A 14,794-nucleotide genomic window follows, 5' to 3' on the forward strand; every position below is an offset into this window, starting at 1 on the left:
CTCCGTGTCCGGAGTGTCCGGGGCGGCGCGCCCTGTTCTGGCTGGCGGTTCGCCGGTGAGCTGCCCGAAGACGGCCGGGTCGTCCCGGTGGACCACCGGCGTCCACGACGCCCGTGCGGATCCCCTGACTCCCCGCCCACTAAGGTCGTGTCCGTGACCTCCCCGGCACTACGTCCGGCAGCGCCGTCACCGCGGTCGCTGGCCGCTCTGCCTGGCGTCCTGCACCCCGTCGCCGTCGCGTTCGAGCCCTCCGGTGAGCCCGGCCCCGGCGTGCGCCTCGATGACGTCCGCGTCACCGGCGTCACCCATGACTCGCGTGCGGTGATCCCCGGCGATCTGTACGCGGCCCTGCCCGGCGCGAACGTGCACGGCGCCGACTTCGCCGTCGGTGCCGTCGCCGCGGGGGCGGTCGCGGTGCTCACCGATGCGTCCGGTGCCGCCCGGCTGGCCGGCCGGGTCGGGGTCCCCGTGCTGGTGACCGACGACCCGCGCCGCGACCTGGCCCCGGCGGCCGCCTGGGTGTACGGCCAGCCGACCCAGGCGCTGACGCTGGTCGGTGTCACCGGAACCAACGGCAAGACCACGACCGCGTTCCTGCTGGACGCCGGCCTGCGGGCCGCCGGCCACACCACCGGCCTGATCGGCACGGTGCAGACCCGCATCGGCGGCACGGTCGTCCCGTCGGTGCGGACCACGCCCGAGTCCAGCGACCTGCAGGCCCTGTTCGCGACGATGGTCGAGCGCGGGGTCACCGCGGCGGTGATGGAGGTCTCCAGCCACGCGCTGGCCCAGCACCGCGTCGACGCGCTGCGGTTCACCGGCGCCGCCTTCACCAACCTCAGCCAGGACCACCTGGACTTCCATCCGACGATGGAGGACTACTTCGCCGCCAAGGCGGCGCTGTTCGAGGCCGGGCGCAGCAAGGCCGCGGTGATCTGCGTCGACGACGACTGGGGCCGGCGCCTCGCGCGGCAGCGCCCGGACGCGCGAACCTACTCCGTCACCGGTGCGGACGCCGACTGGTGGCCGGAGGATGTCGTCGCCGGCCCGGCCGGCACGGTGTGCCGCGCGCTCGGCCCGGACGGGGCCAAGGCGGACCTCTCGGTAGCGCTGCCCGGCCGGTTCAACCTGGCGAACGCCCTTGGCGCGCTGGCCCTGCTGGCCGCGGCCGGAGTCCCGCTGGAGGCGGCGGCGGAGGGGATCTCCTCGCTGACCGGCGTTCCGGGCCGGATGGAGCGGGTCGACGGGGGCCAGCCGTTCCTCGCCGTCGTCGACTTCGCGCACACCCCGGACGCTGTGGTCACCCTGCTCGAGGCGGTCCGCCCGCTGGTGACCGGGCGGGTGATCGTCGTGCTGGGCTGCGGCGGTGACCGGGACCGCGCGAAACGGCCGCTGATGGGCGCCGCCGCCGCCCGGCTCGCGGACCTCGCGGTGTTCACCAACGACAACCCCCGGTCGGAGGACCCGGCCGTGATCCTCGACCAGGTCGTCGCCGGCGCCCGTGAGGTGGCCGGCATGGGCCGGTTCGTCGTCGAGCCCGACCGGGCGGCGGCGATCGCGCTGGCGGTCGCCGCGGCCGGGCCGGCCGACGCCGTGGTGGTCGCGGGCAAGGGGCACGAGACCGGGCAGAACGTCGCCGGCGTGATCACCCCGTTCGACGACCGTGAGGTGCTGGCCGCGGCGCTGCGGGCCGCGCGGTGATCGCGCTGAGCCTCGCCGAGGTGGCGGCGGCGACCAGGGGCCGGCTCGCCGACTGCGCGGGCGTGGACCCGGCGGCCCTGGTCACCTCGGTGGTGATCGACTCCCGGCAGGTCGCCCCGGGCTCGCTGTTCGTGGCGTTGCCCGGGGAGCGGGTCGACGGGCACGACTTCGCGGCCGCGGCCGTCGGGTCCGGTGCGCTGGCGGTGCTGGCGGCGCGGCCGGTGGGCGTGCCGGCGGTCATCGTCACCGATCCGGCGGTGGGCCTGGCGGCGCTGGCCGCGAGCGTCCGTGACCGCTACACGGCCACGGTGATCGGCGTGACGGGTTCGGCGGGCAAGACCACCACGAAGGACCTGCTGGCCGACCTGCTCGGCGGGCCGGACGGCGACAGTGCGGCCGATGGCTCCGGCGGGCCCGGCGGGCTGGGTGCCACGGTCGCCGCGGTGGGATCGTTCAACAACGAGATCGGCCTGCCGCTGACCATGCTCCGCGCGGAGCCGGAGACGCGCTTCGTGGTGCTGGAGATGGGCGCTCGCGGCATCGGGCACATCGCCACGCTGTGCGCGCTGGCCCGTCCGCAGGTGGGGCTCGTCCTCAACGTCGGGTCGGCCCACGTCGGTGAGTACGCCGACGGCCGCCGCGGTATCGCCGTCGCGAAGGGCGAGCTGGCCGAGGCGGCCAGCGAGCTGGTCGTGCTCAACGCGGACGACCTGCTGGTGGCGCCGATGGCGGCCCGGGTGCAGGCATCGGCGAAGGTCATGCTGTTCGGTACCGGCGCCGGGGCGGACGTCCGCGCCGAGCGGATCGAGGTGGACGCCGCCGGGCGGGCCGCGTTCGACCTGCTGGCCTCGGGTGAGCGCCACCGGCTGCGGCTGGGGCTGATCGGGGCACACCAGGTCGCCAACGCGCTGGCCGCCGCTGCCGCGGCGATCGGGCTGGGCCTCGCACCGGCCGACGCCGCGGCGGCGCTGGAACGGGCCCGGCCGCGCAGCCGGTGGCGGATGGAGGTCACCACCACCCCCGGCGGTGTCGTGGTGCTCAACGACGCCTACAACGCGAACCCGGAGTCGATGCGTGCCGCGCTGGCGGCACTGCTGGACATCCGGGGCGACGGGCGGGCGTGGGCGGTGCTCGGGCCGATGGGTGAGCTCGGTGCCGGCGCGGCCGAGGCCCATCGCGACCTCGGCCGGCTCGTCGCGAGTCTCGGCGTGCCGCGGCTGGTCGCGGTCGGGCCGGGCGCTCTCGGGATGCACGAGGCCGCCCGGGAGGACGTCGGCTGGGCGGGCGAGTCGACCTGGGTGCCGGGTGTCGACGAGGCCGTGGCCTTCCTGGGAGGGCAGGTCCGTCCCGGCGATGTGGTGCTGGTGAAGGCGAGCCGGTCGTTCGGGCTCGAAGCAGTGGCGGCGGGGCTGGCAGCGGGGCCTGTCACGGGCAGCGGTGCCGGTCAGGAAGATCGAAAGGACGGCGTCGCGGGCGCCGCGATCGAGGGGACCGAGTACACGTGGAATACGGTGGGGCACTCCGGCGAACCTGGCACGCGCGGGTGACATTCGCGTGAGAGGCGTTCTCGTCGCCGCGCTGGTCGCGCTGGTGGTCTCGCTGCTCGGCACCCCGTCGGTGATTCGTTTCTTCCGACGCCAGGGCTATGGGCAGGAGATCCGCGAGGACGGCCCGTCCAGCCACCTGACCAAGCGAGGCACGCCCACCATGGGCGGCACCGTCATCATCCTCGCCACACTGGTCGGCTATTTCGTCGCGCATCTGGTGGCCGGCATCGGCCTCACCGCGTCGGGCCTGCTGGTGCTGATGGTGATGACGGGCCTGGGCGTGGTCGGCTTCCTGGACGACTACATAAAGATCCGCAAGCAGCGCAGCCTGGGCCTCACGGCGCGGACCAAGTTCGCGGGCCAGGCGGCGGTCGCGCTGGCCTTCGGGCTGCTGGCCGTCCGGTTCAAGAACGACGCCGGCCTGCTGCCGGGCTCGACGTTCATCTCGGTGGTGCGTGACACCGGCTTCTCGGTCGGGCTGATCGGGTTCCCGCTGCTGGCCTGGATCATCATCGCCGCGACGTCGAACGCGGTGAACCTGACCGACGGCCTGGACGGGCTCGCGGCCGGCACCTCGGCGATGGTCTTCGGTGCCTATGTCGTCATCTCGTTCTGGCAGTTCGGCAACATCTGCGAGGCCGGTGCGCTCACCCAGGGCTGCTACTACGTGCGTGACCCGCTGGACGTCGCGCTGGTGGCCGCCGCGGCGATGGGTGCGTGCTTCGGCTTCCTGTGGTGGAACGCCAGCCCGGCCAAGATCTTCATGGGTGACACCGGTTCACTGGCGCTCGGCGGGGCCTTCGCCAGCATCGCGATCGTCAGCCGCACCGAGCTGCTGCTGTTCGTGCTGGGCGGCCTGTTCGTGATCGAGACCCTGTCGGTGATGATTCAGGTGGCCTTCTTCAAGGCGACGAAGAAGCGGGTGTTCAACATGGCGCCCATTCACCATCACTTCGAGCTTGCCGAATGGCCCGAGACTACTGTGATCATCCGATTCTGGATTGTTTCCGGACTGGCGGTCGCGTTCGGGCTGGGGCTGTTCTACGCCGAGTTTCTCTCCCATGGGGGCGGTTGACGATGAGTAGGTCCGGATCGCGGCGCGGCGGAGAGGCGGACATCGCTTCCGGGGGGGCCGCGGGCGCGAGGAACGATCCGGACAGCACACCAGGGCCGATGACGCCAGGACCGATGACGCCAGGACCGATGACGCCAGGACCGATGACGCCAGGGCCGATGGCGACGGGACCGGCCCCGGCGGGAGGCGCCGAGATCCTGGACGCGTCCGAGCTGGCCGGAAGGCCGGTTCTGGTGGTCGGGGTCGGTCTTTCCGGCGTCGCGGCGGCCGAGGCGCTGGCAGCCCGCGGGGCACGGGTGACGGCCGTCGACGCGGCCGACGGCCCCGGCCAGCACACGGCGGCCCACCGGCTGCGCCAGCACGGAGTCGAGGTCCGCCTCGGCGGGCTCCCGGCGGGCCACGGAGCGGCCACACTGGTCGTGACGTCGCCGGGCGTGCCGCCCACGACGCCGCTGCTGCGGGCCGCGGCGGCCGCCGGTGTCCCGGTGTGGGGGGAGGTCGAGCTCGCCTGGCGCTGGCGCGGGCTGTCCCGCTGGCTCGCGATCACCGGAACCAACGGGAAGACCACGACGACCGAGATGCTCGGCGCGATGTTGCTCGCCGGTGGCCGGCGGGCCACCACGGCCGGCAACATCGGCACGCCGCTGGTGACGGCGGTCGACGCCCGCCCGCCCTACGACGTCCTCGCGGTCGAGCTGTCGAGCTTCCAGCTGCACTACACCCAGACCGTCGCGCCGCGCGCCGCAGCGGTGCTCAACGTGGCGCCGGACCACCTGGACTGGCACGGCGGGGCCGCGGCCCACGCGGCGGCCAAGGCACGGATCTGGGCGGCGCCGCAGACCGTGGCGGTGGGCAACGCGGACGATCCGGCCAGCCTGGAGCTGCTGGCGCGGGCACCCGGCCGGCGGATCACCTTCGGCCTGGACCCGAACGGCAGCCCGCGGCCCGATCTCACCGTGGTCGGCGGCTATCTGGTCGACCGTGCCTTCTCCGGCGGCCGGCTGATCGCGGTCGCCGACCTCGGCGCGGCCGGCCACTCACCGGGTCGCGGCTCGGGTGCCGCCGGTCGGGTGGCCGCCGGCCGGGGCGCGAGTGTCGACCAGGCCGTGCGGGCCGAGCCGGGCGGGCTGGCCGCCAGCTCGCTGCCCACCGTCGGCGCCGACCTCGGGCCGCACAACATCGCCAACGCGCTCGCCGCGGCGGCGCTCGCCCGGGCGGACGGCGTGGACCCGGCCGCCATCGGCGCCGCGCTCGCGATGTTCCGCCCCGGAGCCCACCGCAACGCCACCGTCGGGCTCCTGCGCGGTGTCCGCTACGTCGACGACAGCAAGGCCACCAACCCGCACGCGGCTGCGTCGTCGCTGCGCGCGTACCCGTCGGTGGTATGGATCGCGGGCGGCCTCAACAAGGGCCTGGAATTCGACGATCTCGTGGTCACGGCCCGGCCTACCCTGCGCGCGGTGGTGCTGATGGGCCGGTGCGCCGACGAGATCGCCGCGGCTCTCGCCCGACACGCCCCCGATGTCCCCGTAGAACGCGCCGGCGGCATGGACGATGCGGTGGAGGCCGCCATGAAGCTCGCGGCACCGGGTGACACGGTGCTGCTCGCCCCCGCGGTGGCCTCGATGGACATGTTCCGTGACTACGCGGAGCGCGGTGACCTGTTCACCGCGGCCGTGCGGGCACGGGAAGGCTGAACGCGTCGGCGCGACCGTCCCCACCGGTGCGTCGGGGAGGGGGAGTGTGAGCGAGCGCATGACCGGCGCGCGTACCACGCGGGCAGGGGGCCCCGGGCGCGCCACCGGCACCGCGTCCGGTTCCGTCGGGTCGTCCGGGTCGTCCGGGGGGTCCAGAGCGGCGTCCAGGGCGTCCAGGGCGTCCGTGGCCGCCACGGCCGCCACCATCGCCACGGCGGGTCCCGGGCAACCCGGTCGCGGTGATCCGCCGGCGTCGGACGAGGCCGGCGAGTCCTGGGTGGACGACCCGCGCACGCCGATTCTCGACCGCCCGATGGCGTCGTACTACCTGCTGCTCTCCTCCGCCGGGCTGCTGTTGCTGCTGGGCCTGGTGATGGTGCTCTCCGCGTCCAGCGTGCGGTCCCGTCAGGACTTCGGTTCGTCCTACACGCTGTTCCTGCGGCAGGCGACCTGGGCCGGCATCGGGATCCCGCTGCTGGTGATCGCCAGTCGCCTGCCGGTGCGGGTCTTCCGCGCGGCCGCCTACCCGCTGCTGGGCATCACGGTGGTGCTGCTGATGGCGGTGCTCGTGCCCGGGATCGGGCATGTCGAGAACGGCTCCAGGCAGTGGATCCCGGTCGGTCCGTACACCCTGCAGCCCAGCGAGTTCGCGAAGATCGCGCTGTTGCTGTGGTGCTCGGACGTCCTCGTCCGCAAGCACCGCCTGCTGGTCGACTGGAAGCATCTGATCATCCCGGTGGTGCCCGGCTTCCTGTTCGTCGACCTGCTGCTGATGCTGGAGCCCGATCTCGGGGGCTCCATCTGCGTCACCGTCGTGCCGCTGGCCGTGCTCTGGGTCGTCGGGACCCCGCTGCGGATCTACGCCGGCCTGCTGGGCGGCATGGTCGCCGCCGCCACCGTCCTGGCGATCAGCGCGCCGTACCGGCTGGAGCGGCTGATGTCGTTCCGTGATCCGTTCGCGGACGCCAGCAACACCGGGTTCCAGGCCGTCCAGGGCATCTACGCGCTGTCATCCGGTGGCTGGTGGGGGGAGGGGCTGGGGGCGTCCAAGGAGAAGTGGCCGGACCTGCTGCCCGCCGTCCACACCGACTTCATCCTCGCGATCATCGGTGAGGAGCTGGGCCTGCTGGGCAGCCTGGTGACGGTCGGCCTGTTCGGGGTGATGGGCTACGCCGGTCTGCGCATCGCGCACCGCACCGACGACCTGTTCATCCGGCTCGCCGCCGCGGGGGTGACCGCGTGGCTCATCGCGCAGGCCGTCGTGAACATGGGCGCGGTCGTCGGGCTGCTGCCGATCACCGGGGTGACCCTTCCGCTGGTGTCGTTCGGCGGGTCGGCGCTGCTGCCGACGATGGGCGCCCTCGGCATGCTGCTGGCCTTCGCGCGGGCCGAGCCCGACGCCGCCCGGTACCTGGCGCAACGCGCCGAGGCGCGCCGGGAGGGCCGGGCGAACCGGGTCTGGCTGCGCCGCCGCCGCCGCTCCGCAGCCGCTCCTCTCGCGCAGGACCCGGCCTGACCCGAGCAGACCTGAACCGACCCGAGCAGACCCGCCCGAGGCTTGGACATGGCCCGCCCCAGGCTCGGACATGGCCCGCCCCAGGCTCGGACATGGCCCGGACCGGGCCCGGACGGGCAGGCCCGGCGAGCCACGCCGGGCCTGCGACCGACCATGTTGTGTGCGGCCGGTGCCGATGTGGAATCGTCAGGGCCGATGTTGCGAAGTGTGCTGCTCGCCGGCGGCGGAACTGCCGGCCATGTGGAACCGGCGCTCGCGGTGGCCGACGCGCTGCGTGCGGACAACCCGCGGATCCGGGTGACCCTGCTGGGCACCGAGACCGGCCTGGAGGCGAAGCTGGTGCCCGCGCGCGGGTACCAGCTGGCCACCGTGCCGAAGGTGCCGATGCCCAGGCGTCCGACCCCGGCGCTGCTGACCGTGCCGAACCGGCTGCTGGCCGCGGTCGGCGCGGCCCGCGCGGCGATGCGGGAGGTGCGCGCGGACGTCGTCGTCGGCTTCGGCGGGTATGTCGCCGTGCCGGCCTATCTCGCGGCGCGCCGGGCGAAGGTGCCGATCGTCGTGCACGAGGCCAACCCGCTGCCGGGCCTGGCCAACCGGCTGGGCGCGCGCCTCACCTCGTTCGTCGCCACGTCCTACCCCAGCACCCCGCTGCGGGGCGCCACGCTGACGGGGATCCCGCTGCGCGAGGAGATCCTCACCCTGGACCGCTCGGTGCCGGCCGCCCGGGACGCCCGGGCCCGCTACGGCCTCGACCCGCACCGGGCGACCCTGCTGGTGTTCGGCGGCTCGCAGGGCGCCCGCTCGCTGAACAGCGCGGCCGTCGGTGCCGCGCGGGCCCTGACCGGTGCGGGCATCCAGGTCCTGCATGCCGCCGGGCCGAAGAACTACGACGAGGTCGTCGCCGCGCTGCCGGCGGGCCTGCCCGCGCCGTACCGCGTGCTGCCCTACCTGGACCACATTCCGTCCGCCTATGCCGCGGCTGACGTGAGCCTGTGCCGGTCCGGCGCGATGACCTGCGCGGAGCTCGCCGCCGTCGGTCTGCCGGCCGTGTACGTCCCGCTGCCGCATGGCAACGGCGAGCAGCGGCGCAACGCGCTCCCCACGGTCGAGGCCGGTGGCGGCCTGCTGGTGGAGGACGCCGAGCTGAGCCCCGAGTGGCTGGCCGCCAACCTGCTGCCGCTGCTGACGTCACCGGAGCGGCTGGGCAAGATGTCCGCGGCGTGTGCGGGCAGCGGGCATCCGGACGCCGCCCGGACGATCGTCGAGATGATCAGACAGGCGGAGGCGACCCGCCGCCATTCGGGTCCCCGGCACGCGGCGGGCTGAGGACTCCGGCGTGATGGCGCGCGATCTTCCCGAGGGATGGCGGCGGGTCCACCTCGTCGGTATCGGCGGAGTAGCCATGAGCGGCCTCGCGCGGCTGCTGGTCGCCCGGGGCGCGGTGGTGTCCGGGAGCGACGCGGTCGAGTCCCGCCAGCTGGCGCAGCTGCGGGCGCTGGGTGTTCCGGTCACGGTGGGTCGTGATCCGGCCGGCTTCGACCCGGGCGGCCTGGCCGGCGTCGATCTCGTCGTGGTGGCGCCCGCGGTGCCCGCCGAGGATCCCGAGCTGGCCGAGGCCCGCCGGCGTGAGCTGCGGATCCTGACCCGCTCCGCCGCGCTCGCCGGGCTGATGCAGGGGCATCGGGGCGTCGCGGTCGCGGGCTCGCACGGGAAGACGACCGCGGCGATGATGCTCACCGCCGCGTTGCAGGCGTGCGGGGAGGACCCCACCTTCGCCGTCGGGGGGGACCCCGGCGAGGCGGGGTCACAGACCCACGCGGGCAGCTCCGATCTGATGATCGTCGAGGCCGACGAGGACGGCGGCGCGTTCTGGCAGCTCCAGCCGCACGGTGCGGTGCTCACCGGGGTGGCCGACGAGCATCTGGACTTCTACCGGACGGTGCCCGCCCTGCGCGCGTCGTTCGCGACCTTCCTGCACCGGGTCGAGCCCGACGGCTTCCTGGTCGCCTGCGTGGACGACGAGGCCGCCTGGAGCCTCGCCACCGAGGCGGCACGCCATGCCGCCAGGGCCACCGAGGCCGCCAGGGCCACCGAGGCCACCGAGGCCACCGGTGCCGGCCTCGGGGCCGGCACCGGGGGCGCCGGCAGGTCCGGTGGGCGGGGGCCGTGGCTGACCGGGTACGGGTTCGGACCGTCCGCGGACCTGCGCATCGTCGCGGCGGAGGTCTCCACCGCGGGCACCAGCGCCGAGATCATCGCTCACGGCGTACGCCTGGGCCGGATGTCGCTGCGGGTGCCCGGCCGCCATCACCTGCTGGACGCCGCGGCCGCGCTGGCGACGGGGCTCGCCCTGGGGGCGCCCGCGGACGGCCTGCTCGCCGGGCTGGCGTCGTTCGCCGGGGTCCGGCGCCGGTTCGAGCCGCTGGGCTCGGCCGCCGGGGTCCGGGTCGTCGACGACTACGCCAACCACCCGGACCGGGTCACCGCCGCGATCTCCACCGCGCGGGCGCTCGCCAGCGGCGGACGGGTGGTCGTCGCGTTCCAGCCGCATCTGTACAGCCGCACCGCGCTGCTCGCCGAGCGGCTGGGTGAGGCGCTGCGGTCCGCCGACTCGGTCGTCGTGATGGACGTCTACGGCGCCGCCCAGGCACCCGAGCCGGGAGCCGGCGGTGCGCGGGTCGCCCTGGCGGCGCGCGGCGGGCAGGCCGAGGTCGGCTACGAGCCGTCCTGGTCGGCGGTTCCGGGCCAGCTGATGGACCGGGCCCGCCCAGGGGACGTCGTCCTCACCCTGGGTGCCGGAGACGTTACCCAGATCGGGCCTGAGTTGCTGCGCCTGCTGACCGCCCGCGCCGCCTCCCACCGCGGCTAGCGCGCCTCCCGCGGGAGGCGCGGCCGCCTGGCGGTGTTCCGTCGGCGAGCCCTCGGAGAGGGTCGGGGAGGCCTCAGCGCAGCGGCGCGAGGATGACGACGGGGATCTCCCGGGTGGTCTGCTCCTGGTGGGAGCGGATTCCCGGCATGCCCTCCACCAGTGCCTCGTACAGCCGCTCCCGCTGGGCGCCGGTGGCGGTGGACGCCTGCGCGTCGAACCGGTCGGTGTCGACCTCGACGGTGACCTTCGGCTGTGCCAGCAGGTTGCGGTACCACTGCGGATGCTCGCCGGCGGCCATGTTCGACGCGTAGACGACCAGGCGGCGGGATCCCGAGCCCTCCGACCGGTCGGCCTCGCCGGAGCTGCCAGCCTCGCCGGAGCTGCCAGCCTCGTCCGCGGAGCCGTCGGCCGCGGCTGGCAGCTCGGATTCGTCCGGTACGTAGCCGAGCGGCGTGGTGTGCGGGCGTCCGGTGGTCTCACCGACCGTGGTCAGCAGCAGCAGGCGTGAGCCGGCCAGGGTCTTCTCCAGCTTCCCGCCGGTGGCCCGGTACTCGTTGATCACCGCCTGGTTGACCACCCTGAAGTCGAATTCACGACTCTGTGCGGGCCGCGTCTCGGTCATCGTCGATCCTCACCCTCGCCATCGGAGCGGCCGGTGGGGCTGTCACGCGGCCACTCACCGACGATTGTCACGCGGCGCAGTCAACCATTCGCGCAGGGTGGTGGCCGGCAGGGAAGGCCTGTCAGGCCGGTCGCGTCCTGGGGATCTGTCCCATCGTGTCCGGAACGGGGGTCTGGTCGTGGTCGCCGGGGCGGCGGAGCCGATCCAACAGGAGCGGGCCGACGGTGGTGATCGTGCCGGCGCCCAGTGTGAGGAGCAGGACGCCCCGGTCGCCCTGGACGTCGTCCGCCGCCGCGTCCAGGTCGGTGAGGAGCCGGTCGAGCAGCTCGGGCCAGCTCACATAGTCGCTGCGCCGAGGCCGGCTGATCCTCTTGGCCAGATCGGTCGCGTGCAGGCCGAGGTCGTCCGTCTCGCGTGCGGCGTAGATGTCGGTGACGTAGACGCGGTCGGCGTCCTCGAAGGCGGTCGCGAAGTCGTCGAGCAGCGCGGCGAGCCGGCTGAAGGTGTGCGGCTGGGTCACGGCCCAGACCTGGCGCCCCGCCGCCCGGTCGCGGGCGGCCCGCAGGGTGGCCCGGATCTCCGTCGGATGGTGGGCGTAGTCGTCGACGATCTCGACGGCGGTTCCGCCCGCCGTGATCGCCTGGCCGACGGTGTCGAAGCGCCGGGCCGCGCCGGAGAACGTCCCCAGCGCCCGCAGCGCGGTCTCTGGCACCACCCCCAGCTCCGCCGAGGTGGCGAGGGCGGCGAGGGCGTTCAGGGCGACGTGCGGGCCGGGGAGCGCCAGCGCGAGCTCACCCACCTCGACGCCGTCGTGCCACACGGTCGACACCGAGCCGCCGCCGGGCCGAGGCGTATAGCCGACGGCCTGCCAGGTCCGCCCCGCCGCGAAGCCGTAGTCGACGACCCGCGCCCGCGCCGCCGCGCCGGTCTGGTCGAGTGTGGGCCCGGTCTGGTCGGGTGTGGCACGGAGCTGGTCGGGCGCGGTGCGCGGCTGGTCGGGTCCGGGCTGCTCCGGTGTGGCGCGCGGCTGGTCGGGTGCGGTGCGCGGCTGGTCGGGTGCGGCGGCGCGCTGGTCGAGCCGGGCGAGCACGGCGGCGACCCCGGGGTGGTCGCCGCAGACCACGAGCCGCCCGCCCGGGCGCACCCGCGCGGCGAAGTCGGTGAACACCGCGTGGACCGACGCCTCGTCCGGGAAGAGGTCCGGGTGCTCCCACTCGACATTGGTGATCACGGCGAGCTCGGGGTCGAGCCCGGCGAACGCGCCGCCGTATTCGTCCGCCTCCAGCACGAACACATCGCTCGTCCCGGCCACCGCGCTGCCCCCCAGCTGGGCCACCTCGGCGCCGATGACGGCGGTGGGATCCACCCCGGCGGCCCGCAGCACCAGGGTGAGCATGGCGGCCGTCGTGGTCTTGCCGTGTGAGCCGGCGACGGCGACCAGCCGGTAGGCCGCGGTCAGCTCCGGCAGCCAGTCGGAGCGACGCATGACGGGGATGCCGAGCGCGCGGGCCGCGACGATCTCTGGGTGGTCGTCCCGCAACGCGCTCGAGGCCACGATGACGTCCGCCCCGCGCAGCTCGGTGGCCAGCGCGGCCGGGTCGGCGGGCGGCCCGACGCGGACCGCGATTCCCAGCGCCCGCAGCATGGCGACCCGGGCCGAGTCCTCCTGGTCGCTGCCCGAGACCTCCCCGCCGCCGGCCAGGTGGATCTGGGCCAGGGGCGACAGGCCGGAACCGCCGATGCCGAGAAAGTGCACCCGTTTCGCCCGATCGGGCTGTGGCTGGGAAGGGGTGACGAAGGACGCCGGCCCGGCCTTCTGCGCGGCCGCGGGTCCTGCCGAGTTCTGACCGGTCACGCCACGCAGTACACACCACCCGGCACATGCGCGGTGCCGGCGGCCGGGCGAGCCGGTACCGGTGTGACGAAGGGGACGTGAATCCCATCGGTGTGACGCGCCGACAGCTTCCTTGACCACTGCCGAAGCCGTGCCTACTGTCCGATCCACAGTCGGAAGTTGACATAACTGTAACCGTCTAGCTGACGGTGAAGGTTGAGGCTGCTCGGCTGCTTCCCCGCTCCATCGGTCGCAAGACCGCGGGCTCCGGAGCCGGGGAGCCCCCCTGCCTGCCCACCTACGCCGCTGGAGGACCGACACCGCATGGCAGCCCCACAGAACTATCTCGCGGTCATCAAGGTCGTCGGGATAGGCGGAGGCGGCGTGAACGCCGTCAACCGGATGATCGAGGTCGGGCTCAAGGGTGTCGAGTTCATCGCCATCAACACCGATGCCCAGGCATTGTTGATGAGTGATGCCGACGTCAAGCTCGACGTCGGCCGTGAACTCACCCGTGGCCTGGGCGCCGGTGCCGACCCGGAGGTGGGCCGGCAGGCCGCCGAGGACCACCGTGAGGAGATCGAGGAGGTCCTCAAGGGGGCCGACATGGTCTTCGTCACGGCGGGTGAGGGTGGCGGCACCGGTACCGGTGGCGCCCCCGTGGTCGCCAACGTGGCCCGTTCGCTCGGTGCACTGACGATCGGTGTGGTGACCCGGCCCTTCACCTTCGAGGGCCGCCGCCGTGCCACCCAGGCGGACACCGGTATCGACACGTTGCGCAACGAGGTCGACACCCTCATCGTCATCCCGAACGACCGCCTGCTCGCGATGACCGATCGCGACATCAGCGTGCTCGACGCCTTCCGCAGCGCCGACCAGGTGCTGCTCTCCGGTGTCCAGGGCATCACCGACCTGATCACCACGCCTGGTCTGATCAACCTCGACTTCGCCGACGTCAAGACCGTCATGTCCCACGCCGGCAGCGCGCTCATGGGTATCGGGCGCGCCCGCGGAGACGACCGGGCGACCGTAGCCGCCGAGCAGGCCATCGCCTCGCCACTGCTGGAGGCGAGCATGGACGGCGCCCAGGGCGTCCTGCTGAACATCTCGGGTGGGTCCGATCTGGGCCTGTTCGAGATCAACGCGGCGGCCGAGCTGGTGGCAGACGCCGCGCATCCCGAGGCGAACATCATCTTCGGTGCGGTGATCGACGACGCGCTGGGTGACGAGGTCCGGGTCACGGTGATCGCCGCCGGGTTCGACACGGTCCAGGACCGGCGTACCCGGACGCTGGCGAACCAACGGCGTCCACCTGGCCCGGGCGCAGGCCCGGGGACCGGCCCGCAACAGCTGCCGGCACCCGGCCAGGCCAACCCGCCGCAGAACCCGGGGGCGGCGCCGAACGCCACGGTGCTGCCGCCCATCCCGAGCGTCACCGCGCCGCCGCGGCCGGCGCCGACCCACGCCAGCTACCTGCCGCCGTCCGGCCCCCAGGTCGGTCACTACGTGCCGGAGCCGTTGCCGGACGACGGCCCGGCCGCCCCGGCCGGGGGAGCCGCCGCGGCCGGGACCGGCGGCGGTCAGCGGCTGCCCGGCGCGCCACCGCGGCGGGACTACCCGGAGGCGGGCGGCGAGGGCGGTTTCGGGCGTCCGGCCACCGCGGGGGCTGCCCCCGGCGGCCCGGCGCAGGGCACCGGGCAGGCGCCGGTGCACCAGGCCTCGGCGCAGGCCGCGCCGCCCCGGCCCGGGCTGGCACACAGCACGGGCCCGGTCGGTGGGGCTGGCACGCAGGACGCCGGCGGGCCCGCGATGGCTGCCCACCGTCCCGAGCCGGCCCGCCCCGGCCCGCGGCCGAACTACCCGCCGCGCCGCCCGGTCCGGCCGGTGGCCGACGACGACGAGCTGGATGTTCCGGACTTCCTGAAGTAGGCGG

Annotated in this window: 10 protein-coding genes; 8 read left to right on the forward strand and 2 right to left on the reverse strand. The window is 74.3% G+C overall.

All coding sequences use genetic code 11. The features are described 5' to 3' along the window. The first annotated feature begins 153 nt into the window (after positions 1-153). From ACG83_RS09745 to murC (ACG83_RS09775), 7 genes are all read left to right on the forward strand, one after another. Positions 154-1,701 carry a UDP-N-acetylmuramoyl-L-alanyl-D-glutamate--2,6-diaminopimelate ligase gene (locus ACG83_RS09745; RefSeq protein ID WP_054566536.1) on the forward strand — a complete coding sequence of 516 codons (1,548 nt, stop codon included), beginning with the start codon at positions 154-156 and terminating at the stop codon, positions 1,699-1,701. After that, positions 1,698-3,248 carry a UDP-N-acetylmuramoyl-tripeptide--D-alanyl-D-alanine ligase gene (gene murF, locus ACG83_RS09750; protein ID WP_054565819.1) on the forward strand — a complete coding sequence of 517 codons (1,551 nt, stop codon included), beginning with the start codon at positions 1,698-1,700 and terminating at the stop codon, positions 3,246-3,248. Before ACG83_RS09745 ends, murF begins: the two co-directional genes overlap by 4 nt. Positions 3,249-3,255: 7 nt before the next feature. Next, positions 3,256-4,323, forward strand: a complete 1,068-nt coding sequence (gene mraY / locus ACG83_RS09755) for a phospho-N-acetylmuramoyl-pentapeptide-transferase (RefSeq protein ID WP_006540936.1) — start codon at positions 3,256-3,258, stop codon at positions 4,321-4,323. Positions 4,324-4,481: 158 nt separating this feature from the next. Then, positions 4,482-6,020, forward strand: a complete 1,539-nt coding sequence (murD, locus tag ACG83_RS09760; RefSeq protein WP_054565820.1) for a UDP-N-acetylmuramoyl-L-alanine--D-glutamate ligase — start codon at positions 4,482-4,484, stop codon at positions 6,018-6,020. 58 nt (positions 6,021-6,078) lie between these two features. After that, the gene (gene ftsW, locus ACG83_RS09765; RefSeq protein ID WP_054565821.1) at positions 6,079-7,536 is read left to right on the forward strand and encodes a putative lipid II flippase FtsW; all 1,458 of its coding nucleotides are present in this window, start codon (positions 6,079-6,081) and stop codon (positions 7,534-7,536) included. A 195-nt stretch (positions 7,537-7,731) separates the two neighbouring features. Continuing rightward, entirely contained in the window at positions 7,732-8,862 is a 1,131-nt protein-coding gene (murG, locus tag ACG83_RS09770; RefSeq protein ID WP_054565822.1) for an undecaprenyldiphospho-muramoylpentapeptide beta-N-acetylglucosaminyltransferase, read from the forward strand. Between the two features lie 13 nt (positions 8,863-8,875). Beyond that, positions 8,876-10,405, forward strand: a complete 1,530-nt coding sequence (gene murC / locus ACG83_RS09775; RefSeq protein ID WP_063793034.1) for a UDP-N-acetylmuramate--L-alanine ligase — start codon at positions 8,876-8,878, stop codon at positions 10,403-10,405. A 73-nt stretch (positions 10,406-10,478) separates the two neighbouring features. Here murC (ACG83_RS09775) and ACG83_RS09780 read toward each other — a convergent pair whose 3' ends face one another. Both ACG83_RS09780 and murC (ACG83_RS09785) read right to left on the reverse strand, forming a co-directional pair. Beyond that, positions 10,479-11,027 (reverse strand): nitroreductase/quinone reductase family protein, encoded by a 549-nt coding sequence (locus ACG83_RS09780; protein ID WP_054565824.1) that lies wholly within the window; start codon positions 11,025-11,027, stop codon positions 10,479-10,481. A gap of 121 nt (positions 11,028-11,148) precedes the next feature. Next, positions 11,149-12,882 (reverse strand): UDP-N-acetylmuramate--L-alanine ligase, encoded by a 1,734-nt coding sequence (murC, locus tag ACG83_RS09785; RefSeq protein WP_054565825.1) that lies wholly within the window; start codon positions 12,880-12,882, stop codon positions 11,149-11,151. Between the two features lie 303 nt (positions 12,883-13,185). Between murC (ACG83_RS09785) and ftsZ the strand changes: the two genes are divergently transcribed. After that, positions 13,186-14,790 (forward strand): cell division protein FtsZ, encoded by a 1,605-nt coding sequence (gene ftsZ, locus ACG83_RS09790; RefSeq protein ID WP_054565826.1) that lies wholly within the window; start codon positions 13,186-13,188, stop codon positions 14,788-14,790. Positions 14,791-14,794: the final 4 nt, after the last annotated feature.

It is taken from the genome of Frankia sp. R43 (assembly GCF_001306465.1).
Lineage (GTDB): Bacteria > Actinomycetota > Actinomycetes > Frankiales > Frankiaceae > Parafrankia > Parafrankia irregularis.

What these genes read in the sequence shown, in the direction of transcription:
- ACG83_RS09780 (WP_054565824.1), bottom strand. Translation starts at nt 11,027, where the DNA reads ATGACCGAGACGCGGCCCGCACAGAGTCGTGAATTCGACTTCAGGGTG.
- murC (WP_063793034.1), top strand. Translation starts at nt 8,876, where the DNA reads ATGGCGCGCGATCTTCCCGAGGGATGGCGGCGGGTCCACCTCGTCGGT.
- murD (WP_054565820.1), top strand. Translation starts at nt 4,482, where the DNA reads ATGGCGACGGGACCGGCCCCGGCGGGAGGCGCCGAGATCCTGGACGCG.
- ftsZ (WP_054565826.1), top strand. Translation starts at nt 13,186, where the DNA reads ATGGCAGCCCCACAGAACTATCTCGCGGTCATCAAGGTCGTCGGGATA.
- murG (WP_054565822.1), top strand. Translation starts at nt 7,732, where the DNA reads ATGTTGCGAAGTGTGCTGCTCGCCGGCGGCGGAACTGCCGGCCATGTG.
- ftsW (WP_054565821.1), top strand. Translation starts at nt 6,079, where the DNA reads ATGACCGGCGCGCGTACCACGCGGGCAGGGGGCCCCGGGCGCGCCACC.